This is a genomic window from Streptomyces sp. LS1784 (assembly GCF_020103755.1).
GTDB lineage: Bacteria > Actinomycetota > Actinomycetes > Streptomycetales > Streptomycetaceae > Kitasatospora.
The window spans coordinates 1-23,792 of the sequence record NZ_JAHSQD010000078.1 but is presented as its reverse complement, the minus strand read 5'-3'; the positions used below and the strand labels follow the sequence as shown (position 1 = coordinate 23,792).

Genomic DNA, 23,792 nt, shown 5'->3' with positions numbered 1-23,792 from the left:
GCGCCCGCTGGCCGGCCTGGCCGGCGGGCTCACCACCGCCGCCGTCCTGCTGCTCCCGGTCGGCCTCGCCGTCCGTCGGCTGCTGGGCCCCGACCGGCGGCGCGCCCTCCAGCAGGTCTCCGACGGGCTGCTCGCCGCCGTCCTCGCGTACGGCGCCACGCTCGGCCTGGACCTGTGGGCCGACAGCCTCGCCCCGGTCTCGCTGCTCACCGCGCTCACCCAGCCCCTGCCCGGCGGGCTCGGGCACACCGAGCCCGTCTACGGCTACCTCGCACCGGTCCTCGCCTTCATGACCGCCTCCGGCAGCCGGGAACGCCGCCTGCCCTGGACCGTCCTCGCCCTCTCCGGCCTCGCCGGACTGACCGGCGGGTACGCCACCCCCACCGCGCTCCTGCTCGGGCTGCTGATCGGCTGGACCGGCGCCCACGGCACCCTGTACGCGGTCGGCACCCCCGACCCCTGCCCCCGGCCCGGTGAGGTCCTGCGCGCCCTGCGCGACAGCGGCCTGCGGCCGGTCGAGGCCCAGCAGGCCGGCCCCGACCGCTACCGGGTCCGGCAGGCCGACCACCGCCCCGACCTCGACGTCCAGCTCCTCGACCGGCAGGCCGTCACCGCCGCCGCCGTCCAGCGCGCCTGGCGCCGGCTGCGCCTGCACACCGCCCCCGACCCGCGCGTCCTGCGCTCCCCGCGCACCGGGCTGGAGCACGAGGCACTCGTCACGTACGCGGCCCTCGCGGCCGGCGTCCGCACCCGCCGCATCGCCGCCACCGCCGGCCTCGGCCAGGACACCGCCCTCATCGCGTACGAGCGGCTGGCCGGACACACCCTGGACGAACTCGCCGACGAGGAGATCACCGACGAGCTGCTCACCGACACCTGGCGACAGCTCGCCCTGCTCCAGCGCCGCGAGATCGCCCACCGCGCCCTCGTCCCCTCCTCCCTGCTGGTCGACGACTCGGGCGCGGTGCACCTGGTCGACTTCGCCGACGGCGACATCGCCGCCACCGAACTCGTCCTGCACTGCGACCTCGCCCAGCTCCTCACCACCCTCGCCCTGCGCGCCGGCGCCGCCCGCTCCGTCCGCACCGCCATCGCCGTCCTCGGGCCCGACCCGGTCGGCGCCGCCCTCCCGCTGCTCCAGCCCATCGCCCTCACCCACACCACCCGGCGCGCCCTCAAGCAGCACGCGAAGAACACCGCCACCCGGGCCGCCGGGCCGGACCCCCACCACGATGCCCCCACGCCCAGCGGCCTGCTCGACGAGATCCGCGCGGAGGTCCTGCGCACCCGCCCGCAGGTGGTGGGCCGGCCGGTGCGGCTGGAACGGGTGCGGCCGCGGACCCTGCTGGTCGTCGTGGGCGGGGTGGTGGCCGGCTGGCTGCTGATCCCGCAGCTGTTCGCGGCCGAGGACAACCCGGTCTCCGCCCTGGCGGACGCCGATCCCTGGTGGCTGCTGCTGGCGCTGGCCGCGGCGGCGACGAGCCACGTCGCGGCGGCGATGGGCTTCGTCGGTTTCGTGCCGGAGCGGCTGAACTTCCGCAACGCGGTGCTGGCGCAGGTGGCCGGATCGTTCGTGAAGCTGGTGTCGCCCGGCGGCGTCGGCGGTGTCGCGCTGAACACCCGCCTGCTGCAACGGGCGGGCATCCCCACCGCCCAGGCGCTGTCCAGCGTCGGCGTGGGGACGCTGATCGGCTTGGTGCTGCACCTGCTGCAGCTGGGGGCCTTCGTCTACCTGCTGGGCTTCGAGCCGGGCGGCTCCGAGCTGGACGCGCTGGCCGCCGTGGTCGGCGGGCTGGCCGGGGCAGCGGCGCTGCTGGCGGCGGTGTCCGCGATCCCGGTGGCCCGGCGGTGGCTGGCGACGCGGCTGCGGCCGCTGACGGCCGAGGTCCTGCCGCGGCTGCTGGACCTGCTGCGCAGCCCGACCCGGCTGGCGGTGGGGGTGACCGGGCAGCTGCTGGTCTCGATCTGCCTGATCGCCTGCCTGTACTGCTGCGCCCGGGCGATCGGCCGGGAGCCGTCCTTCGCCTCGGTGGCGGTGGTGTTCCTGGTGGGCAACGCGGTGGGCAGCGCGGCACCGACTCCGGGCGGGGCCGGGGCGGTGGACGGGATGCTGATCACCCTGCTCCAGCAGACCGCGTCGATGGAGCAGGGCGCGCTGGCCGCGGTGGCGCTGTACCGCCTGCTGACGCTGATCCTGCCGGTGCTCCCGGGCTGGGCGGCCTTCGTCTGGCTGCAGCGCCGCCGGGCCCTCTAGCCGGGCCGGCCCCGCGGCCGGGCCCGGTCACCGGGGCCCGAGGCCCGGCCCGGCGCCCGTCGGCTACTCCCGGTACTCCTCCTCCACGTCGCCGTGCCGGACCGCCCGGGTCTGTTCCACGACGTCCGCGACGTTGGTCGCCGGGTCCGCACCGAGGGACCGGCGTTCGGCCACCTCGTCGTACGTGTCGCCCTCGGGTGCCTTCTCGTCGGGCTCGACGGTCTCGGCGGTCTCCTCGATCAGGTATTCCTCGTGCTGTTCCTGCGGCATGGCATCCGTCCTCACTGTTCGGAGGCCTTCACGGGCCCGGCTGGCGGTACTGGCAGTATCCGCCGCCCGGCACCCGGACGCGAGGTGCCGATCCCGCCCCGGCGTGTTGCCGGGACCTGCGCAACGCCTGGCCGGCCGGGCTCGATTGACCCACGAAACAGCACCCTGAATGGCCCAGAGACCGGGTGCATTCCGCGCCTAGGGTCATCACCATGACGACGAACGAGATCACCCGGACCACCGCAGCCACCGAGACCCCCGCCCGTCTCGACTACGCCCGCACCGCCCCCAAGGTGTTCCGCGCGATGATCGCCCTGGACGCCGCCGCCCGCGAGGGCCTGGACCCGGCCCTGGTCGAGCTCGTCCAGATGCGCACCTCCCAGCTGAACGGCTGCGCGTACTGCCTGGACATGCACGCCAAGGACGCCCGCAAGGCCGGCGAGACCGACGAGCGGATCTACCTGCTGCCGGTCTGGCCGGAGGCCCCGGCCGGGGTGTACACCGAGCGCGAGCGGGCCGCCCTGGCGCTCGCCGAGGAGATCACCCGGATCGGCGGCGGCGTCCCGGACGCGGTGTACGCCCGGGCCGCCGCGCACTTCGCCGAGGCCGAGCTGGCGCAGCTGATCTCGGTCTGCTTCACCATCAACGCCTGGAACCGCATCAACGTGGCCACCCGCAAGACCCCCGGCACCGCCTGACCGCACCGCCGTGCGGGAGCGGCGACAGAGCGGCGGCAGAGCGGTGGCGGGAGCGGCGGTGTGGGCGGCGGCGGGAGCGCCGTCACGGGACGGCGGCCGGAACGCCGTCCGGGCCACCAGGGGTACGATCGGTGCCGTACAAAGGGCTAACCCACACCCACCCGGTGGCCCCGAGGCCCATACGAACGACGGGGAAATCATGTCCGGCTCGCACTACTTCACCGGTGCACCCGAGGTCGCCAGCGACCGCCGGCCGATCACGGTCTCCCTGCCGGACCTCACCCTGGAACTGACCACCGACACCGGGGTGTTCTCCCGCAACCGGCTCGACCCGTGCACCCGGATCCTGCTGGAGCACGCCCCGCAGCCGCGGGTGCGCGGCCCGATCCTGGACATCGGCTGCGGCTACGGTCCGATCGCGCTGACCTGGGCGAGCCGCCGCAAGCGCCTCCCGGTCTGGGCGGTGGACGTCAACGAGCGAGCCCTGGAACTGGTCCGGCTGAACGCCGAGGCGCTGGGGCTGGGCAACGTCCAGGCCGCCCTGCCCGACGACGTCCCCGAGGACGTCCGCTTCGCCACCATCTACTCCAACCCGCCGATCCGGATCGGCAAGGCCGCGCTGCGCCGCCTGCTCACGCACTGGCTCGGCCGGCTGACCCCGGACGGCTCGGCGTTCCTGGTGGTGCAGAAGCACCTGGGCTCGGACTCGCTCCAGAAGTGGCTGAACGAGCAGGGCTACCCGACCACCCGGGTCACGTCGGTCAACGGGGTGCGGATCCTGGAAGCGCGGCCCCGCCCCGAGGTGGGCGAGGGCTCCGAAGAGAGTGGACGAGGTACGACGACGTGAAGCAGCTGCGCGGGACCGAACTGAAGCGTCTGCACCGCTCGTGGCGGCGCAGCAACGAGTTCCGGCTCGCGATGATCCTGGAGAACCTCCAGTCGCCGTTCAACGTCGGCTCGGTGGTCCGCACCGGCGCGGCGATGGGCGCCGAGAAGCTGTACCTGACCGGGGACACCCCGTCGGTGCGCTCGGCCGGAGCCCAGAAGGCCGCGATGGGCACCGACAAGTACCTGAAGGTCGAGCACTTCCCGACCGTCGCCGAGGCGGTCGCGGCGGCCAAGGCGGACGGTTTCAAGGTCGTCGGCCTGGAACTGGCGGACGAGGCGGTGCCGATGTTCGCCGCTGAGCTGACCCCGGCGGTGGCCTTCGTGCTCGGGCACGAGGACCGCGGGATCACGCCCGAGGCGCTGGCGCTGTGCGACCAGGTGGTGTTCGTGCCGCAGCTGGGCCGGGTCGGCTCGCTGAACGTCTCGGCGGCCGCGACGGTGGCCTGCTACGAGGCACGCCGGCAGGGCTACGCGATCAGCGGCACCCCGGACGGCGACCTCGCGGCCGACCTCGGCGACGACGAGTAGGCCGGTAAACGAGCAGGCGAGTAGACGAGTAGCGCCCCGCGGCGCGAGGAGAGCCCGGGCCGTCCGCCGACGGCCCGGGCTCCCGGCTCCGATCAGCCCTTGACGTTCCGTCGGGCGGCGCCGACCAGGAACACCACCGCGAGCATCGCCGCGGACAGCGCCCCGACCAGCAGCGGGCCGGGACCGGCCGGGCTGCCGTTCACGCGGACGGCCCCCATGAAGTCGACGGCGGCGACGTTGTTGACGAGGATCCACCAGAGCGGCAGGTAGACCGCCTGGAAGAGCCGATGGCTGCGGCTCACCACACCGAGCGCCATGGCCAGCGAGGGGACGAACAGCGCGCCCCCGAGCCAACTGGCCGCCCCCGCGGCGTCGCCCGCCACCAGCATGCGTATCAGCGGGGCGACGCCCGTCACCGCGGTGAGCACCAGCCCGGACGCCCATTCGGCCAGCAGCCGGCGCCGGGCCGACGGGTAGGCGCCGAGCAGCACCTCCAGGCCGTTCTCGACCCGCTGGCTACCGAGCCGGGACCAGATCAGGACCGGCCACAGCCACGTCAGCGGCAGGAGCAGGCCGGTGACGGCGTCCATCGGCAGCGCGAACCCGGCCACCGTCAGCCCGGCGGCGACCAGCCACCACCAGCGGGAGACGCCCTGCACCAGGATGCGGGCCTCGCCCGCCAGCAGCCGGCCGAACGCCCCGGCCCGCCGCGGTTCGGTCCGCGGCAGGACGCCCTGCGCGGTCGCCCAGCGTGCACCCTCGGGCTCCGCCCCGTCGAGCACGGACGGCTCACCCGCCGCCCCGGCGGCAGCCGGCACCGGCGCCGCGTCACCGGAGCCGCGCGCGGGATCGAACCTGCCGAACCACAGGGCCGGCAGCAGCGCCACGGCGAACGCCGCAAGGAACAGTGCCAGCCGGCCGAGGAGGAACCCGGAGGCGGGATCGAAGCCGTCCCAGTGGAAGGTGCCCAGCGGCTTGTCGACCTTGGTCAGGCCGAGGCTGAACCCGCCCGGGTCGGTCGTCCTCTGCTGGGCCTCCAGCGCGGCGCCCATCGACCGTGCGACCTGGTGCACCCCGAGACCGTCCAGCGGCGCGGAAGCCGACTGCCCGCCGATCGCGAGCACCATGGCCAGCACGAACCAGACGACGTTCCCGAAGCCGCCCCGCAGCAGCGGCACCGTCTCGAACAGGAGCGCCGCCGCCGCGGTGACCGCCATCACGGGCAGCGACAGCAGCAGGAACGGCTCCGCCAGGGCGACCGGGTCGACCGCTCTGTCCTCGCCGCGGGCGAGCTGCATCAACAGCGCGGTGACGGCCAGCACGCCGACCATGGAGGCGAGCACCAGCAGGTTGCTCAGGAACTTGGCCAGGAGGTAGTGGGAGGTGCGCAGCGGGGTGGCGGCGAGGACCTGGCCGACGCCGGTCGTCTCGTCCCGCGCGATGCCGCTGCGCACCACGTAGAAGCCGCCGAAGGTGAGCCAGAGCGCACCGGCCAGGGCCGTGACCGCGCCGACGTACGCGCTGTTGTAGACGCCCCGGCTGCCGCCCACGTCCATGATCGTCCAATGGCCGTCCGCGTTCGGTACGGCCAGGTAGCCGAGCCCGACCGCGGCGAGCAGGGTCACCGCGTACACCGGCCGGCGCACCCGGTCCCGGAAGTCTCCGACCGCCAGCCCGGCGAGCACCGACCCGGGCACCGCCGTGCTCATCGCCGCACCGCCCGCTGCCCGGCGCCGCTTCGCTCCCCCGACCGGTGGATGATGCCCAGGTAGGCGTCCTCCAGGTCGGGCGGCACCCGGACCGCGTCGGGCTGTGGCGGCTCGGCGGCGAGCAGCCGCAGCCGTACGCCGTTCCCGGTCCGCACCATCCGGCTGACCACGTGGCGGGCCTGGACGGCCAGGAGGTCCGCCGGGGCGACCACGGCCTCCCAGACCTGCCCGTCGATCTCCCTGAGCAGTTCGTCGGGCGCGCCCCGGCGCAGCAGCCGGCCGTGCGCGACCACGGCGATGTCGGAGGCCACCGACTCGACGTCGGAGACGATGTGGGTCGAGAGCATCACGACCCGGTCCGCCGCGAGCTCGCTGAGCAGGTTGCGAAAGCGCACCCGCTCCTCCGGGTCCAGGCCGGCGGTCGGTTCGTCGACCACGATCACCTTGGGGTCGGCCAGCAGTGCCTGCGCGATGCCGACCCGGCGGAGCATGCCCCCCGAGTACGTGCCGAGCGGGCGCTTGACCGCCTCGGTCAGGTTGACCAGCTGGATCAGCTCGTCGATCCGGGCCCGGGCGGAGCGGGCGCCGATCCCCTTGGCTGCCGCCAGGTAGGACAGGAACTCCCGCGAGGTCAGGTTCGGATAGACCCCGAAGTCCTGCGGCAGATAGCCGAGTTCCCGGCGCAGCCGGTCCGGCTCGGCCACCGCGTCGGCGCCCAGGTAGCGGACCCGGCCGTCGGTGGGCCGGGTGACCGTCGCCACGATGCGCATGAGCGAGGACTTCCCGGCGCCGTTCGGCCCCAGCAGGCCCAGCATCCCGGGGCCGAGGTGCATCGTGATGCCGTCGACGGCCCGCTTGCCGCCCTTGTAGACCTTGGTGATGTCGATCAGTTCGAGCATGGTCTCCGTCTTTCCGGCCTTCCCCGCAGAAGGGCTCGTCGGTTTCAGCCCTTGAGGTCCGTCTCGCGCCCGTCCCGCAGGACCGCGACGCCCTTGGGGACCTCGACCCGGTACTTCGTGTCGCAGTTGGCGAGCCCGGAGCACCCCGCCCGGAGTTCGAGGACGCCGTCCTTCAGCTCCCAGGACTCCTTGACGCTGCCGACCTTGCCGCTCGTGTCGAACCAGCGGGTGACCTTGACGTCCGCGCGATCGGCCGCGACGAGGTCGGCGGGGGCCCCGTGCGACCTGACGTTCAGGCTCTTGCCCGCGAACTCGAAGGTCTTGTCCTCGGGCGGGGCGTCCGCGGCGTCGGCGCAAGCGGCGAGCGGAACGAGGGCGGCCACCGCGAGGGCGATCAGGGCGGGTGCGGATTTCGGGCGTCGGTCCACCGTGTCCTCCTTACGTCTGCGATCGGGTGCGCCGCTCGGGGCGCTTCCCGGGGCACGTGGGCACGCTCGCCAGCCTCGCCGATCCGCGGGCGTCTGCCATCTGCCGTTCGGCAGATATCCCGTTCGACCAAAGGGGGAGTTTCTTCCACCGACAACGCCTCCCCGTCATCGCCAGAATGGCCTCACGGCCGGCACGACCGAGCCGCGCAACGGCACCACTGGAAGGGAACCGCGTCCATGGACAACACGCTGCAACTCGGGGAGGGCCCCGCACCGGCCGAGGTCACCGGGTTCTCCGTACCCGCCGGACTCACCGCTCTCCGACGGTCCCTGACCCTCAGCCGGCTCTCCGCTCTGGCCCTCGTCCGCTCCATGGGCGTCACCGGCGCGATCCCGCTCGTCGGGCCGGGCCTCGGCCTGGTCCCCCGGGCCATGGCCCGGGTACGCGACCTGACGGACCGCCAACGCGCCCTGGCCGAGGAGTGGTCCGGCATCCGGTTCCCCGGGCCGCCCGGCCCGCTGCCGCCGGTGCCCGCCGGCGCCTCCGGCGCCATCGCCCGCTACCGCTGGATCACGGGCGACCCGCAGACCCGGCGGGAGTTCGGCTGGGTCCTCACCGAGCCGGTCGTCGGCGGCCTGCTCGCCTTCCTGCCGATCGCCGTCCTGCTCAGCGGCCTCTGGGGCGTCTTCCTCGCCTTCTTCGGCGTCCCGCTGTCCGCCGAGTGGGACGGCCTCTGGTACCAGTTCATCCCGATCGAGGGCACCGCCACCGCCGCCCTCTCCGGCCTCCTCGGCCTGCTCCACCTCCCGCTCGCCCTCTGGCTCGCACCCCGCACGGTCCACCGGCACGCCCGCCGCACCCGCTCGATGCTCGCCCCGAGCGAACAGGAGCTGCTGGCCGGCCGGATCGCCCACCTGACCGCCACCCGCAGCACCGCCGTCGACACCCGGATGGCCGAGATCCGCCGGATCGAGCGCGACCTGCACGACGGCGCCCAGGCCCGGCTGGTCGCGATGGGCATGACCCTGGACGCCGCCGAACACCTCCTGGAGACCGACCCGCAGGCCGTCCGCGCCCTGCTGGTCGAGGCCCGCCAGTCCTCCGCCAAGGCCCTGGAGGAGCTCCGCGACCTGGTCCGCGGCATCCACCCGCCGGTCCTCGCCGACCGCGGACTCGCCGACGCGGTACGGGCGTTGGCGATGGTCTGCCCCGTCCCCACCGACGTCTCGGTGGACCTTCCCGGCCGTCCCGAGATGCCCGTCGAGTCGGCCGCCTACTTCGCGGTCTCGGAGCTCCTCACCAACGTCGTCAAGCACTCCGACGCCGGCCGCGCCGGAATCGAACTCCGCTACGATCGCGGCGTGCTGCGCATCACCGTCTCGGACAACGGACGGGGCGGCGCGGACGCCGGCCGGGGCACCGGGCTGCGCGGCGTCGAACGACGGCTCGCCACCTTCGACGGGGTCGTCTCCGTCAGCAGTCCCCCCGACGGTCCGACCACGGTCATCATGGAGCTTCCGTGCGCATTGTCCTCGCCGAGGACCACTTCCTCCTGAGGGACGGCCTGATCCGCCTCCTCCAGGCCCACGGCCACCAGGTGGCGGCCGCCGTGGACAACGGCCCCGACCTCCTCCTGGCCCTCACCGAGCAGCGGCCGGACGTCTCGATCGTCGACGTCCGGCTGCCCCCGACCTTCACCGACGAGGGCCTGCGCGCCGCCCTCACCGCCCGCCGCACCACGCCCGGCCTCCCCGTCCTGCTCCTCTCCCAGTACGTCGAACCCCTCTACGCCCGCGAACTCCTCGCCACCGGCGGCCGCGGTGTCGGCTACCTGCTCAAGGACCGCATCACCAACGGCGCCCAGTTCCTCGACGCCATCCACCGCGTCGCCGCCGGCGGCACGGCCATGGACCCCGAGGTCGTCGCCCAGCTCCTGGTCCGCAAGAACCGCGACACCGCCCTCGCCACCCTCTCCACCCGCGAACGCGAAGTCCTCGAATCCCTCGCCCAGGGCCGCTCCAACGCCGGCATCGCCCAAGCCCTCTTCATCACCGAGAAGGCCGTCGCCAAGCACATCGGCAACATCTTCACCAAGCTCGACCTCCTCCCCACCGACACCGCCAACCGCCGTGTCCTGGCCGTCCTCACCTACCTCGACCAGTGACCCCGCCCCACCCCGGGCACGCAAAAGGCCCAGGCCGGAATCAATCCGACCTGGGCCTTCACCGAGCCGCCTGCGAGATTCGAACCCGCGACCTACGCATTACGAGCCCGGGAGTGATCATGCCGGCTGCTGCCGGCACCGATCACCTGGTGATGAAACCGCAGGTCAGGAGGTTGCGCAGTGATCCACGATCCCGTCCGAATTGGCACGTGCTGCGCCGTCCGCTCACGCATCGCTCACGCAGACAGCCACCTACAGGCGGCCTGCGTCAATATGAGAGGGCGTCCAATGTGAGGGAATTGCCTTTACACCCCGGTAGGTTCCTCGCCAGGTTGGTACGGTCTCACCTCAGGCCAACCGGTGATCTCTACCGACCGTGGCGGTTCACGGTCGAGCGGGCCCGACCCCGCCAGTGACCTCTGCCGCGAGCTGGAAGGAGTTTCACAACCTTTGATTCCCCTCCGGAAGCGATCCGGGAGAATCGCATCATGCGCCCCGCCCCGTCCTCACCATCAGTAACCAGTCGCATGCGCCGCCAGGCGCGTAAGGACACGGCGCCCGAGCTCGCGGTCCGCAGGTTGCTCCACCGAAGCGGGCTTCGGTACCGGGTCAACGTGCCCGTGCCCGGCATGTCCCGCCGGACGGTAGACATCAGCTTCCCACGAGCGAAGGTCGCGGTGTTCATGGATGGATGCTTCTGGCACGGCTGTCCGGAACACGCGACCGAGCCGAAGGCGAATGCAGAGTGGTGGCGGGCCAAGCTCGACCGCAACATGGAGCGCGACGAGGAGACGACACGCCACCTCACGGCCCAGGGATGGACCGTGCTGCGGTTCTGGGAGCACGAGACGGCCTCGGACGTCGCTGCGACGATCACTGCGGCCGTGCGGAGGGAGCCGGCCTGAGAGCCCGCCGCCGTCTGTCACCGGGGGAACGGATCTCGGCCACCAGCGCGGCCTCCGTCGCCGCTCGGTCGACACGAAACCGGGTACCGGCCTGCCAGGAGCAGTACCCGGGACGGGCGATACCCAAAGGCCGCACACAAACGCTGGACGCCGACTCATTGGCATGGGCGGCGGCGAGCCCTCACTTCATCTCCCGCGCGAAATACGCTGCTGCCCTGCGCAGGATCTCCCTCTCGCCCTGCCACTCCCGCTCGGCCTTGCGCAACCGCGCGAGCTCGGCCTGCTCGTCCGCGTTCAGGGTTTGCCTGGCCGACGCCAGCTCGGTGGCGGTGGCCCGCACCCAGTTCCGCAGCGTCTCGTGGTTAACTCCGATCTCCTTCGCGACCGCCGCGCAGGTGCACCAGCTCTCCGAGGCCCGAACAGCGCGACGGCATCACGACAGAACTCGTCCGAGTACTTCGACGGACGTGCCACCTGGACTTCCCTCCCGGACCTACAAGATCCAAGTGTCAGGGTGTCCACGTCACGGGGCAATGCTCAGCTCCCGTCGTAGGCAACCTGCACTCGTATCGTGCCCTTGGCCGTGTGCAGGAAGGCGTCGCCCTGTCCGGCCAGGGCTTCGGCTCCGGTCTCGTCCAGAATGATGCGGCTGTCGGTCGCGGTCTTGACCCGCAGGGCAAGTTGGGCGGGGAAGTTGGAGCGGATGGTCGTCGAGATAACGTCCGCGCTTGGGCGCTGCGTGGCTGCGATGACGTGGATGCCCGCAGCGCGGGCCTTCTGCGTTAGGCGCTTGAGCAGCGCTTCAATTTTCTTCTTCTCTTCGGGATCGCTGGTGAGGTCGGCGTACTCATCCAGGACGATGACGATCCAGGGCTTTCGGTCTGCTTCGTCGACCCTGGCGTTGTACTCGACGAGCTTGCGTGTGCGGATCGCCTTCATGTCCCTGTAGCGCACGGCCATCTCTTCGACGGTTTCCTCAAGAATCTCGATGGCGTCGGCGGCGTCCATACCGATCACGCCATCAAGGTGAGGGTCGTCCTCAAAGTCGACAAGCTCGGTGCCCTTGGGATCGACGAGGCGCAGTCGCAGGGCGTTCTTGTCGTACCGGACGAGGCCCTTGAGGATCGTGTCCAGGGCGACGGACTTCCCTGATCCGGTAGTGCCAGCCACCAGCAAGTGCGGTGAGTCCGCGGAGGACAAGTCGATGGTGACCGGGTTGCCTTCGATGTCGGCGCCCAACGGGGCGATGAGGCTGTCGGGATCGGCCGGGCACCGCTGCCACAACGCCTTGGCGTCGACTCCGTACTTCTCGTCGTCGATCTTGGGGATCTCGAAGAGCACGGAGCCGCGGTCGCTGCGGGTGCGAATGCTGAACCCGGAGGGCAATGCCAGGGCCAGGAAGATCTCGTCGCGTCGGTTGGTCAGCTTGTCCACGGTGACCCCAGGGTCAGGGATGAACCGGAAGATGTAGAAGCCAGGTCCTTCCTGCCACTTGCCGATCTCCGGGGCGGTTACCGCGACCCTGTGGCGGGCGAAGACGTCGAGGACCTTGTTATATCGAAGCCTCAGCTCCTCCTCGCGGAGCCCACCGCTGTGAGCTTTCAGAGGGACAGCTTCTGCCTCTGCGGCAGGGTGACGCGCAGCTACCGGGCTCGGCACGGTTGTCGGAGCAGTCGCTCCGACAACCTCAACAAGTGCCGCCGGTTCTTCCGGATTAGGCAGGTCGGCGGAAGTGCCTGCTGACGGGGTCTTGACGACTGTGTCGGGGACGTTCACGATCCCACTGAGGTCCCCAGGGACAACAAGGGGGTCGGCATTGGTCGGGTCCTGGTTGGCGCGCAGAGCGCCGATGAGATTCAGCAGCTCCTGCTTGTTCAGCCTCACCAGGGTGTGCTTGCCGAGGCTTCCGACCGCGGGGGCCGGCTGGTCGTCCTCGGCCGAGATGGCCACGGCAACGCCGGTGATTCGACCGAGCCGAACATCCTCGGAGCGCAAGGCGTCGAGGACCTTCGCCTCGACCTGACGGTGGTCGCCGTTGCCGATCATGGTGCGGGCTGGAAGGTCTGCAGCCTGTAGGGCGTTTCCACTGGTTTGAGCGATCGCGGCGGCAAGCTCGTCCAGCCAGAAGGGGCGGTCGTGGCGCGCCTCGCCATCCGAGCGGAAGGCATCCTCACACAGGTCGGTGGTGCGGTTGAGCTGTTCCTCCGCCGAGCCGACGTCGAAGGCCTGGCGGAACTTGGACTCAGCGACCAGGACATCCAGGCGAACCGTGCCGTCGTCCTGGACGGTCAGCACGAACCGGCCCAGGTCGGCACGGGTTTTGTGCCCGCGGCCGAACCAGCGATGGTGCTCGTCGAAGCTGATCCAGGTGACCAGGCTCACGCCCTGCCGAGGGACAGGGAACTGCTGGTCGATGACAAAGCGGGTGGCTACCAGGCCGACGACTTCATTGACCGTGGTGCCGATACCGAGGGAGCGCAGCACGGCGCCAGGGGCCACATTGCGGCCGACCTCGTAGATCCGCCTAGCGGTGCCTTCGGAGTCCTGCGGGGTGACGACCCCGATCTGCTCCAGTCGGCGGCGCAGTCGCTGGACGACGAACTGCCGGCCGGTTTGCGAGCTGACAATGAGTGTGTAGGACTCGTTCTTGCCGACACTGGGTTTGACGAGGATGACATCAGGGCGGTTACGCAGCGCATCGATCTGCTCGCGTCCGATGAAGCTGTCGAGGGTGACGACCCAGTGGGCCACGCGGTGCAGGGCGGCGAACAAGTCCTGGTGCTGGTCGAACTGCACCTGCATCTCGAAGTAGTCGATGCCGTCGACACTCTCCCGGGAGACCGGGGAACGGCGGTCGTAGCGCACGCACAGGGTCGACCAGGACTCAAGAGTCTCGTCGGCGGTCTCGGGCAACAGTGCTCTTACGACGTTCTCACTGGTCTGAGCCAGGTTGTGCGAGGCCGGGTGCTTCCAGGAGTTGAAGGAGCCTGACAAGGATTCCTTCTTGGTGCTCTCCTTGATACTGGTCTGGGTGCCGAACAGTGCCGGAGCAAGAGCGAGGTCGATGGTGTCTTCCAGCTCTGACAGGTCTGCTTCCTGGTCGGGCTCCCATGCCCGAAGGATGAGTTGAACGTCGGGCAGGAAGCTGTCCTCGGACATCTCCGCGCCGGAGAACTGCAGGTCGAAACCCTGGATGATCTCGTGATGGGTGGCCTGCGGAGCCAACACGACCAGATCGACCTTCAGGCGGGGGTTCTTGGCCCGCATCTGCTTTGCCACGCGCATGGGCAGGACAGGGTCGCCGTTGCGGTCCAGAAGCAGTACGCGCAGGCCGTCGAGCTTGTGGGGGTAGGTCGTCAGATAGTCGGTGATGACACGGACCATCTCGTCGATCGCGGTCTCGTCTACGCTGGAGAGCCAGTCCTTGGACTCGTTGCCGCCGTAGCGGACCGGCGCGTACTCCTCGTGTCCGGCCGATTCCCGCATTGGAATGGCAATCGTGCCGCCGGGTCCGACGAGGACTGCCGGTGTCCCGTGTGGGGAGATGCGGTCGATGGCGTCGAAGAAGAGGTCCTCATTCTCCTGATTGAGGCTCAGACCTCCTTCCTTGTTGAGGGCGGTCTCGATGCTACTGGCGGTCTCCGTGTAGTTCTTTGCCATCCAGCGCAGCTTCAGCGGGTGGGTGGCCAGCATCATCATGCGGTGATCGGCCAGCCCGATGACATCTGCCAGGACGACGGCTTCGAGGTCTGCGTTCGGAGCATTGTCGGGAACCAGGGTGGTGCGAGCTTCGCGGAGTACGCCTTCCCACTCGCGTACGTAATCGTTGATGATCCCGGCGTCGAGCCCGCCGGAGAACCGCTCGAAGTGCTCCACCTTGAGGTGCTCGAGCTGGCCGGCGAAATGTGATGCGGGGACAGGCAAAGGCTCGTCGACCTGCCACTGCCGGGGGTCATTGAACTTCGAGAGGAAGGTGTCGAAGGTCAGATTGCTGGCCTGGCCGGGGGCGTTTCGCCAGCCGTGGATGAGGGCTGCCAGTGCGATCTGCCCGGGGATGCCCAGGGGGTCCCAGCGAAAGCGTCGCTGGGCGGCGCCGTCCATCTCCACCAGGATGCGCAGCGGGGCCCACTCGGCGTTCGGGTCGAACGGCTCGTCCTCCTGCGGCAGGGGCGGCTTGTTCAGGTCCAGCAGGTAGTCCTTGACCTCCAGGGTCAGGCGAAGACCGGTGGAATCCTGGACATCACGCAGGGTGCGTCCGTACAGGAAAGCGAACAGCCAGCGGCTCCATCGCCCGGCTTCCTGGTTGCCTTCAAGCCCGACGACGACGGAGCCTTCCTCTTCGTCGGAGAAGTAGGTCAGCTCGCGCAGCAGGGCACGTAGCGGGTCCTGGACGAACTGAGAGTCCGGGAAGGCAAGCTTCTCGACTTTGCGGCGCGACCGCTTGGACAGCAGGTCGGCCAGCGGCTCGGCCTCACCGACAGGAGCCTCGTCAAGGAAGCGCTGTGCGGATTCCTGGTCCCCGCGGTCAAGCGCGTCTTCGATCATCATGGCGTCGAACTCGTCGACCCGCTCTGCGTCGATCCTCTCGATTTCCTGCCTAAGCTGCTGGCCTAGGCCGATCTTCTTGGACTTCTGCTCGAAGACTTCGAGCCAGAGGGTCAGGTCCTGCTCGCGGCGGAGCTGGCGAGGATCCTGCGGGGTGGGGCCACTGTGATTGAGGTTGAGCACCAGACTGCGCATGCGCTTCTTGGCAGTCTCGGAGTCCGCACCGATGTGGTCCAGGGACTCCTCGCTGAACTCGGTCGTGTTGATGCGATGTATCAGGTCTTCGTCGGTGATCTCCTTGCCGGTGGGCTGCTTGAAGGCGCTGACCGAGACGTTCTTCTTGATCCGGCCGGGCAGCGCGGCGGGCTTGATGAAGAGTCCGCGGTCCGGGAACAGGTCAAGAGCGGGCAGGGCCGCGGAGATCTCGCGGCAGACCACGTTAGGGGTATGGACCTGAGTTGCTGCGACCTTCTGCGCGGTCTCGACCAGGAAGGCTGCCCAGCGGTGCAAGGACCGGGGCTCCTCATCGGTGATGGCACGCCAGATCTCCGGCAGGAAGCTGCCCATCAGGGCCGGAACACTGCCGGTGCTACCCGTCTCCCGCCATGCTTCTGCCATGAACCTGTCGAACCCACGCTCGCTGGAGGCGTCGTGGTAGGCGCCCAGGATCGTGGCATCGTCAAGGGCGTTCATGGCAGCCAACCCCTGCGCGTCCGGAGACTGCCCCCACTCAAAGAGCAACACCGCCTTGCCCTGTCCCGAATTTCGCCACTTCGTCAGCTGATCCTGCGGATCCAGCAGGTACTCAACAGGTACGTCTTCGATTGATTCTGAGGTGCCCACCTTGACGACGACCTGACGGTCCGGCGACTCCGACAGCCGCTGCGCCGTGCGACGGAGAGCCTCGGCCACGGTCGGCCGGTCGAACCCGCTGACTCGCAGGACGGCACGGGCTCCGCTGATCTCAGTGACCTTGCGGAGTGCTTCGTCGGCGACGAACCGACCGAGCGCTCGGATGCTGCTGTCGGTCACCGGGGCTCCCCTCGAACCATGCTGGTTGCATCTGAATATTGAGTGAGCAGACCGATGGCGGCCAGCTTCTCCCGGAAGGCCTTGCCGTTGTGGTCGAGGACCGATGGATCGACCTCGTGGGCCAACGGGCTCGCAGCCGCGACCTTGTTCTCCATCACGAGCCCGTACTTCTCGTACAGAAGCGCGCAGAACTGGTCGAACTCCATCTCCGTGCCCTGCGGGACGGTGGCAGATACGAGAGCCTCGAGCATCGGGGGCTTCAAGGTGAAGTGCCGGCGCCCGACCGTCGCGTTCAGGGCTCCCACAGCGGCGAGGGTCTCGCTGAAGAACGCTCGGGGTGAGGCAACCGCGTTGCCGGCCTCCTGGGTGAATCTTTCGTAGCGGCGCTTCCTGACCTCGTCGCCTTCGGCTTCGATTTCGGCGATCATTTCCCGAGCCTGGACGTTGATCGCGTTGACGATGTCGCTGCGGAAGCTGGTGAGGTTCTTCTGCGACTCTCTGCGCAGCGGGGTGGGCTCGTTACCGAAGTCCAACAGGATCGATTCGCGATCGGTGGCGCCGAGCTTCCGGCGTGCGAGTCGCAGCTGGTGGCGTGCCAAGCAGTAGGGGACCCAGTGCATAAGGCTCTCCGTGCGCTTGGCCCTGGGGACCGCCGCTGTCCGAGCGACGATGTTGCGAGCGCCTTCCCTCAGCAGGTCAGGCCACGGGCTGAGATTCTCGTGCAGCTTGATCCCTGCGTCCGAGCCCTGCACGGGCACTTCGTCGTAGTCGAAGTCATGCGCGCTGAGGGCCTTGGCAAGGTTTCCCAGCGGGGTGCCGCTGTCCTGCACAAGGTCGCGCAGGCCCTGTCGGGTCGCTTCCTTGCGGTCAGGATCGGAGTCGCTACGCAGGACCTTGTAGGCCCAGCTGCCACCATCACGGAAGAGGTAGCGCTCAATGTTCGGAGCATTGATGCCAGCAACGACCTTGTCAGCCTGCTTGCGTTTCTTTGGGCTCTTCTTGAGGGAGGCATCGCTCTGCTTGATCCGTCGTTCGACTGCGTCGTAGTGGATGAGCTCACCGACAAACGGATAGATGTGCGCGCCGAACCAACTGGGCAGGCTACGGCGCCCGGGGATCTCGACCAGCAGGGAAGAGAACAAGGCGTGGAGCGTTTCCATCGTCTCGGGAGAGTCCAGCTCGACGGCCTTGCCGAGTTCCTCGGCGCCCTCGACGATGCGGGCCTTGGTCGCGATCCGCCGGGCCAGGTCGTGCGAGGTCCTCTTGTAAGCCGTGTCGGCTCCGTCGTCCAGGAGCCCTGCGAACTTCTCCGGGTCTTCCTGATGTGCCAGGTAGACGCCGCGGGCGATCGCGAGCATCTCGAGCGGGACGTAGAAACCACGGCCCTGCTGTTCGAGATTCACTCCGAAGAGACGAAGGACGACCTCTGCCTTGGAACGATCAGCCATCACGCACGCACCGACCTGATCTTGTCACCGACGTCGATCATGAGCTTTCTCATGACGTTGCCCACCAGTACCTGGATCTCGTCGTCCCTGTTCGAGGAGTCCGCGAGCTCTGCCAAGGCTCCACTGAGGCCGCGGATCTCTGCCTCGTGCTGGACCTCGCTACGCAGGCCTGCGGCCCACCGGGTCAGCAACTCAAAGCGCAGAAGGTCCGCTTCCACCGAGACTGCGTCCTTGCCGGGGTCGACGGCCGGGATACGGATGTAGATGGCCCGGTTGAGCCACTCGACGGCGTTCTGCATCTCGGGGGTGACGCCCGTACGGCCTTCTTCTTGCCATTGGGTGACCTGGTCGACGACCTCGACGCCCTTGCTGGGCACTCGCCGGGAGATCACGGCCGCGCGGGCGCGGTGGGTGAAGAAGGCGGGGTCGAGTATGAAGAAGTCAGGGTTGCTCCCGGCCCGGTGGATGCCCTGGACGGCTTCCAGGCCCTTGAGGAAGCGGTCTCGCACTCTGGTGTCTGCCGGGTCCCGGTTCTTGTCCTGGACCCGGACGAAGTCGTCGCCAGCCTGCAGGCCCATGCGGGCGAACCGGTCCGTGTTGTCGTCGCTGTTGAAGAAGTCGGCTCGTCGCAGGAACGTGTACAAGCCCCGCAACTGCTCGGCCTGCTTGTGAACGTCTCGATTTGTGCGGACCTTCTGCAGGTAGCTGCTGGCGTCCGTGGGAGGGAAGTCGCCGACCGTGTCCGGGTCCAGCCGGTCGTCGACTTGGCGACGCGAGACCTTTCCCGGGTCCAGCTTTCGTAGCGCGAAGAAGGCAGGAACCTGATGACGCTGTTGCTGGGTCAGCCGATCACCGAAAAGTGCCTGGTGGTACAAGTGGGGAGCCTGCCACAGCCTGTTCGAGTGTGACCGCTGGTACCTGGCATGGACGTTCTCGCAGGACAGGCCGCCAGTGAGCATGTAGCTGGTCACCGATAGCGCTTGCCGGGTCGTGACTACGGCCCCGGTGCGCTCTGCCGCGGCGAACACGTCCCGGATCGCAGCCCGGCGCTGAGGCCCGCGCGTCGGATCGCTCAGCTCGTTGCGGTTGGCCAGGATCGGGCAGACATTTCGCGCATCACAGGTCTCGCAGGGCTTCCACCGCGACCATTGCGTCGTCGTCCACTGCTTCAGGACCCAAGGGATGATCCCGCCGTTGGGGCTGTCGGCTGCGACGGACTGGTAGTTGAGGTTGATGACAATGACTGTGCCACCGGGGTCGCTGACCTGCCCGCGGACAATGCCCTCCGTGAGGGTGTTCACCAGAATCTTGGTGTGCCCTGTGCCGCCTTTCTCAAGGTTGTCGTCTTCGGCGACGCACTTGCGTAGCTGGCCCTCGTTTGCGCAGATGATCGCGACGCCCTCGTCCGGAGGGTCAAGGAGTTCCATGAGCTTGTGAGCGCCCGCCTGCAGGCTTAGCTCGCTGAGATCCCTGAGGATGTACAGGGGACGTCCGCTACGGGTCCGGCCCACGGGGCGGCTGGCGTCTCCGGCCTCGGACAGCTCGCGGAAAACTGCCTTCCGGACGTCTGGTGGGATCGTCTCGGCATCGACCTGCAACCAGGCCAGAAGGCTGGCGCACAGGCTTGTCTTGCCGTGCCCGGCGTCTCCGGTGAGGACGATGGTCTTCGTGGCCGGCCGCTCAATGGCGTTCCGCAGATAGTTCAGCGTCACGACGGGGAACAGTGACTGGGTCCAGTCTGCCTGCAGCTCGTAGATCATCTCAGAGGTGTCGGCGTCGAACGGCTGATAACGACGTATCCGCTGGACGTGCTTGTTGACCTCTAGTGGCATGTTGCTGTCCTTCGTCGACCGGGCCGTGATCGCTGTGGAAGTCTAGTTGCCAACGCTCCTGACGGTAGATCAAATCCTATGCCAGACCGAAGTCCGCCTGGCTCGCCAGCGCGTAACTGTGGCGGGGGTCTTGCGATCCTTGGGTATCGTGCCCAGCGCCGAGGCGCTTGATGTTGACCGCGATCGCGGGACGGGGGCCTTGTCAATGCCGTGGTAGCAACAGCGCCACATCTGATGGCCGTTGATGAGCCTGTTCAGGGCACCTGTGATGCCGGAAGGCGAGGCGTATAACCGTCGCGATCGGTACGTCGGACGCCACTTCGAGCTCATAAGAGGATCTTGCGGGTTGGGGCTGGTGAGCCTCGTTCGGTTTGACGATTCATCCGTTGTTGGTGGGCGCGAGTGGGCCGTGGATGGTTGATGACGAGCTGTGATCATTGATCGATCCGGTCCTGCCCGCTTGGCCGGAGCGGTCCCCCGGGACCTCGGCCGGTGGGCGACACCACTCAGCCCGCAGGGGGTCCTGTTCATGCACAGGCATCATGTGACAGCAGCTGCCGCCAGAACTGGGTTTCGGCTCCGGGCAGACGTGCCGGCGGCGGCTGTGTCGGTGGACGGGGTCGGCGTGTTCGACCAGGTGTACCGATACTGCTCGTTGAGCTCGACGCGGCCCGGCGAATCGACTGGACGCGCGCCCGCGTGGACGCCTCCGACGGCGCGGCGCCTGTTGCGGGCCGACCCGGGCGGTCACGCAAGCAGGCCAAGTCAACTTCTTGGACAAGGGCTACAACAGCCGACAAGTGCGTCGCGAACTGACTCGCCGACCGATCCTGCCCGTCATCTCATGTCGAGGCGAGCCCGACATCGGCGGGCTGGGCAAGCTCCGCTATGCCATCGGACAGACCTTCGCCCCGCTCCACCAGTCCAAGCGCCTCGCCGTAGGCAACGGCTCAACAAGCAAACAGCATCATCGTGTTACGAGCTCTTGGGTACTCACTCTACGGCGCGCGCTCATCCTTGATCGAGTACAATGACCGCTCGTTCCGCCGGTTCTACAAGCAAGCGCAGATGGGGGTCAAACGTGGGTGAGCGGCACCCCTTGCGGGCCAAGCGCCGGCCGAAGTTCGAGAAGGGCGTCGGCTCCCTGCGAGTCGTGGATCTCTTCGCCGGCTGCGGTGGCCTCACCCTCGGTATTGCCCAGGCAGCCCACAAGCATGACGTCTCGCTCGATGTTCGTCTCGCAGTTGACTTCGAGGAGGCTCCCACAAAGGTCTTCAAGGCCAACTTCCCCAAGGCCAATGTCCAAATAGGAACCGTCGAGTCCTACTTCGACGGTGACCTCGGCGCCTCGTTGACCGTCCAGGAGGCCGAGACTCTCTCCGCGGTGGGTGAGGTGGAGCTCTTGATCGGCGGGCCGCCGTGCCAGGGACACAGTAACCTCAACAACCACACCCGTCGCGATGATCCCAAAAACCGACTGTATCTGCGCATGGCTCGCGCCACAGAGGTTCTGCGCCCCCGTGCAGTCGTCATCGAGAACGTGCTGGCCGTTGTCAATGACAAGCAGCAGGTGGTCTCCCGCGCCATCGTTCACCTCAAGAAGCTTGGATACGACGTCGCCACCAGCCGCATCAACCTACTCAAGCTCGGGGTCGCCCAGACGCGCAAGCGCCACATACTGCTGGCCGTCCGCGAAGACGCGCTACCGGCTGGCGTTTCGGCTGCTGACTTGCTGCAGATCGAAGACCATGGTGCCACGCCTTATGACCTGCGTTGGGCGATCGGCGACCTGCTCGACGTTCAACCGAAGTCTTTCTTCGATGAAGCTGCTGTGCCCAATGCGGATAACCAGCGGCGTATGAATTATCTCTTCGAGAACGACGAGTACAACCTGCCGAACGAGGAGCGCCCCGAGTGTCACCGGGGTAAGCACAATTACACCTCGATGTATGGCCGCCTGTGGTGGGACCGCCCGTCTCAGACCATTACCAGCGGATTCGCAACGATGGGTCGCGGACGCTTTGTCCACCCTCGTGTCCCCCGATGCCTCACCGCCCACGAGGCCGCGCGCATCCAGGGCTTCCCGGACTATTTCAACTTCGTCGACGAGAGGGCCAAGCCTCGCTACGAGCTGACTCGCACCGAAGTTCAGGTCATCATCGGCAACGCCGTACCTCCGCCTCTGACCGAGGTGCTGACCTCCAAGCTCTTCGACGCTGGCGTTCTGCAGGCGAAGGACGACGCTCCCCTGTTGCTCGAAGACGACTTCAGTGCCCCTGCTGTCGACCTCGCCTGCTGAGCCCGCAGCGGGTTGATTCCATCCGAGGGCATTTGAGGCAGGTGAACTGCCCTCTGGTCGCCTAGGTTCTGTCCAGCGGATCATGTGACTTCTCCATGCCGGGCTCGTTGTGCCTGGCGCGGGGCAGAGTGATCTGACGAACAATGAGTGGGCCCGGCTGGCACCGCATCTGCCGGGAAGAGGCCGGCGGGGTGGACACTGGAACGACCATCGCAGGGTGATCAACGGGTCCCGTTTCGACAGCGGACCGACGCGGGTCAGTGCCCCCCAACTGCTGGCCACGGGTGAGATGATCTCGCTGCAGCAGGATGGCGCCGGAGTCGTCGACGACGAGCAGGTTGCTGGCAGGGATGAGGGTGTTGGCCTTGGAGGCGTTCGGGTCGTTGTAGTACTCGGTCCTGCCCATGTGCGGTGGACCCCTCCTGGTCAGATGGTGGGCACCGGCCTACCGGTGTTCAGCGGCGAACCGTTTCAGAGTAGGGAAGGCGCCGGTGTCGATCGTGTTGGACGACTCATACTGATCAAGTCCCATCGTGAACAGAGCGCGGCGGTACTGCCACTTGATGTGCTTGTCGTGCCGTGCGGGGTCGGTGGGCCGCATGAGGGCGAGGAAGAAGAAGCACTTGACGAGCAGAAAGTCGCCCAGGTGCTCGCTCACGCGCCGCCCAATCAGGGATGCAGTGGTCTCGTCGAGTGCGGCGATGTAGGCGGCGCGCTGCTCCGGGGTGATTGTGTAGCCCTTGCCTCCGCCCTTGAAGGCCACGATGTCGAGCGCGGGGTAGACGTCATAGCCGAGCGGGACCGGTCCGTGATGCTGCCAGTCGATGACCCCGGCCCGGAGGGCGTTGGGCAGGCCGTAGTCCAGGTGCCCGTGCACCATCGGAAGTTGAGCCAGTCGGTCGAGGGCGTGCTTGACCGCCTCGTGAACCCGCGGGATGTCGAAGTCCGGGTTCTCCTCAAAGACCTCGGGTGCGAAGGCCGCCTTCTCAAACCATGGTGTCGAGGGCAAGGGGTGCCTCGCCTGGGCCTGCAAGAGACACGACGCGACAGCAGCAGCCGTGCTGATCACCTGGTCGCTGACCTGCCCGTCCCGCCTGGCATCGGCCAAAGCCTCCTCGTGCAGCGAGGTATCACCGACGGCTCGCTCGACGACGAAGTAGCTTCCGTCTTCGGACCCGCTGTCGACGATCTCCGGGACGGGGTAGCCCAGGCCGGCGGCCACCTGCTGGAACTCGCACTCCGCCCGCAGGTCCTCGCCGCCGATTCGCTTGTAGAGCAGGCCATCGGCCGACCTCCACACCGCGCCCTCGGTGGCGGTTCTGTCCTTCACGAACTCCCAGTCGCCCATCCATCCATCCTTCCGTAGCGCCGAGTTGGCATGGAGCAGACACGGCTGTGTCGGGCGGGTCGCGTGAGGTCGAGCCAGCCACCCCCCGGGGGTAAGGGCGCCCGGCCGGTGTGCCTGCATCGGTACGGGCGGAGTCGGTGGGCACGTGGCGAGCGGTCCGGGGAGAGCCACTGGTGGGGCGGGCAGCCTGACCGACAGGAGCGTGAGGCCGTGGTCTGGGGCGTCCGACGCGGAGCAGGCTCGCGACCCGCGCTGTCCGACGTACCAGCGCTCGGGTCTGGGTCCTCGTCGGCCTAGTACTGCAACCGCATCTGTCGTTACCGCTGGCGTTCGGCGTCGTTGGTATGACTGTGTGCTGATGAGCTGACGGTTGAGCAGGTCGAGTCGTGGTCCGAGGGGATAGTGGGCTTCCATGCTCGCTTCGCGCACCGTTTCGGCAGGTCGGAGCCACGGGAGCGTGCTCTGGACTACCTGACCGGGCTGCTGGCGCCCCTGGAGCGGAAAAACGGCTGGACGCTGTCCGAACAGGTCGGCCAGTCACGCC

Annotated in this window: 16 protein-coding genes and 3 pseudogenes; 9 read left to right on the top strand and 10 right to left on the bottom strand. The window is 68.5% G+C overall.

Going from position 1 to position 23,792, the window contains the following annotated elements; translation table 11 throughout:
* Positions 1-2,254, top strand: a 2,254-nt coding sequence (locus tag KS423_RS12590) for a lysylphosphatidylglycerol synthase transmembrane domain-containing protein (protein ID WP_224278384.1), incomplete at its 5' end; no start/stop codon positions are given.
* A 63-nt stretch (positions 2,255-2,317) separates the two neighbouring features.
* Here KS423_RS12590 and KS423_RS12585 read toward each other — a convergent pair.
* Entirely contained in the window at positions 2,318-2,524 is a 207-nt protein-coding gene (locus KS423_RS12585) for a hypothetical protein (RefSeq protein WP_224278377.1), read from the bottom strand.
* Between the two features lie 212 nt (positions 2,525-2,736).
* Here KS423_RS12585 and KS423_RS12580 point away from each other — a divergent pair, with 212 nt between their 5' ends.
* The 3 genes from KS423_RS12580 to KS423_RS12570 all read left to right on the top strand — a co-directional run bounded on the left by KS423_RS12580 (position 2,737) and on the right by KS423_RS12570 (position 4,638).
* Positions 2,737-3,222: a carboxymuconolactone decarboxylase family protein gene (locus KS423_RS12580; RefSeq protein WP_224278375.1), complete on the top strand. Its 486-nt coding sequence runs from the start codon at positions 2,737-2,739 to the stop codon at positions 3,220-3,222.
* A 199-nt stretch (positions 3,223-3,421) separates the two neighbouring features.
* Positions 3,422-4,069, top strand: coding sequence for a class I SAM-dependent methyltransferase (locus tag KS423_RS12575; protein ID WP_224278374.1), 648 nt, complete (start codon positions 3,422-3,424; stop codon positions 4,067-4,069).
* Positions 4,066-4,638 (top strand): TrmH family RNA methyltransferase, encoded by a 573-nt coding sequence (locus tag KS423_RS12570; RefSeq protein WP_224278372.1) that lies wholly within the window; start codon positions 4,066-4,068, stop codon positions 4,636-4,638. The genes KS423_RS12575 and KS423_RS12570 overlap by 4 nt, the downstream gene beginning before the upstream one ends.
* A 92-nt stretch (positions 4,639-4,730) precedes the next feature.
* On the opposite strand, the gene KS423_RS12565 is transcribed toward KS423_RS12570, so the two are convergent.
* The 3 genes from KS423_RS12565 to KS423_RS12555 are packed head-to-tail and all read right to left on the bottom strand — an operon-like array spanning position 4,731 to position 7,674.
* A complete protein-coding gene (locus tag KS423_RS12565; protein WP_224278370.1) occupies positions 4,731-6,347 on the bottom strand; it encodes an ABC transporter permease in 1,617 nt (538 codons plus the stop codon).
* Positions 6,344-7,246, bottom strand: coding sequence for an ATP-binding cassette domain-containing protein (locus tag KS423_RS12560; protein WP_224278368.1), 903 nt, complete (start codon positions 7,244-7,246; stop codon positions 6,344-6,346). Before KS423_RS12560 ends, KS423_RS12565 begins: the two co-directional genes overlap by 4 nt.
* Positions 7,247-7,290: 44 nt before the next feature.
* Positions 7,291-7,674: a hypothetical protein gene (locus tag KS423_RS12555; protein ID WP_224278367.1), complete on the bottom strand. Its 384-nt coding sequence runs from the start codon at positions 7,672-7,674 to the stop codon at positions 7,291-7,293.
* A 237-nt stretch (positions 7,675-7,911) separates the two neighbouring features.
* On the opposite strand from KS423_RS12555, the gene KS423_RS12550 reads away from it, so the two are divergent.
* The 3 genes from KS423_RS12550 to KS423_RS12540 all read left to right on the top strand — a co-directional run bounded on the left by KS423_RS12550 (position 7,912) and on the right by KS423_RS12540 (position 10,744).
* On the top strand, positions 7,912-9,231 hold the full coding sequence (locus KS423_RS12550) for a histidine kinase (RefSeq protein WP_224278365.1): 1,320 nt from the start codon (positions 7,912-7,914) through the stop codon (positions 9,229-9,231).
* Positions 9,195-9,839 carry a response regulator transcription factor gene (locus KS423_RS12545; protein ID WP_224278363.1) on the top strand — a complete coding sequence of 215 codons (645 nt, stop codon included), beginning with the start codon at positions 9,195-9,197 and terminating at the stop codon, positions 9,837-9,839. The genes KS423_RS12550 and KS423_RS12545 overlap by 37 nt, the downstream gene beginning before the upstream one ends.
* A gap of 488 nt (positions 9,840-10,327) precedes the next feature.
* Entirely contained in the window at positions 10,328-10,744 is a 417-nt protein-coding gene (locus tag KS423_RS12540; protein ID WP_224278360.1) for a very short patch repair endonuclease, read from the top strand.
* Between the two features lie 181 nt (positions 10,745-10,925).
* Here KS423_RS12540 and KS423_RS12535 read toward each other — a convergent pair.
* The 4 genes and pseudogenes from KS423_RS12535 to KS423_RS12520 all read right to left on the bottom strand — a co-directional run.
* Positions 10,926-11,159 (bottom strand): annotated as a pseudogene (locus tag KS423_RS12535) (transposase); the annotation flags it as partial.
* A gap of 122 nt (positions 11,160-11,281) precedes the next feature.
* Positions 11,282-16,321 carry an FtsK/SpoIIIE domain-containing protein gene (locus KS423_RS47995; RefSeq protein WP_224278358.1) on the bottom strand — a complete coding sequence of 1,680 codons (5,040 nt, stop codon included), beginning with the start codon at positions 16,319-16,321 and terminating at the stop codon, positions 11,282-11,284.
* On the bottom strand, positions 16,318-17,724 hold the full coding sequence (locus KS423_RS12525; RefSeq protein ID WP_224278356.1) for a hypothetical protein: 1,407 nt from the start codon (positions 17,722-17,724) through the stop codon (positions 16,318-16,320). The genes KS423_RS47995 and KS423_RS12525 overlap by 4 nt, the downstream gene beginning before the upstream one ends.
* A 44-nt stretch (positions 17,725-17,768) precedes the next feature.
* A complete protein-coding gene (locus KS423_RS12520) occupies positions 17,769-19,601 on the bottom strand; it encodes a hypothetical protein (RefSeq protein ID WP_224278354.1) in 1,833 nt (610 codons plus the stop codon).
* Positions 19,602-20,754: 1,153 nt separating this feature from the next.
* On the opposite strand from KS423_RS12520, the gene KS423_RS12515 reads away from it, so the two are divergent.
* Entirely contained in the window at positions 20,755-21,900 is a 1,146-nt protein-coding gene (locus tag KS423_RS12515; protein WP_308020177.1) for a DNA cytosine methyltransferase, read from the top strand.
* 109 nt (positions 21,901-22,009) lie between these two features.
* A pseudogene (locus tag KS423_RS12510) lies at positions 22,010-22,138 on the top strand (transposase); the annotation flags it as partial.
* A 57-nt stretch (positions 22,139-22,195) separates the two neighbouring features.
* Here the strand turns inward: KS423_RS12510 and KS423_RS12505 are convergent.
* Together KS423_RS12505 and KS423_RS12500 are read right to left on the bottom strand one after the other, a co-directional pair.
* Positions 22,196-22,306, bottom strand: a pseudogene (locus KS423_RS12505) (NUDIX hydrolase); the annotation flags it as partial.
* Between the two features lie 39 nt (positions 22,307-22,345).
* On the bottom strand, positions 22,346-23,248 hold the full coding sequence (locus KS423_RS12500; RefSeq protein WP_224278349.1) for a phosphotransferase: 903 nt from the start codon (positions 23,246-23,248) through the stop codon (positions 22,346-22,348).
* Positions 23,249-23,792: the final 544 nt, after the last annotated feature.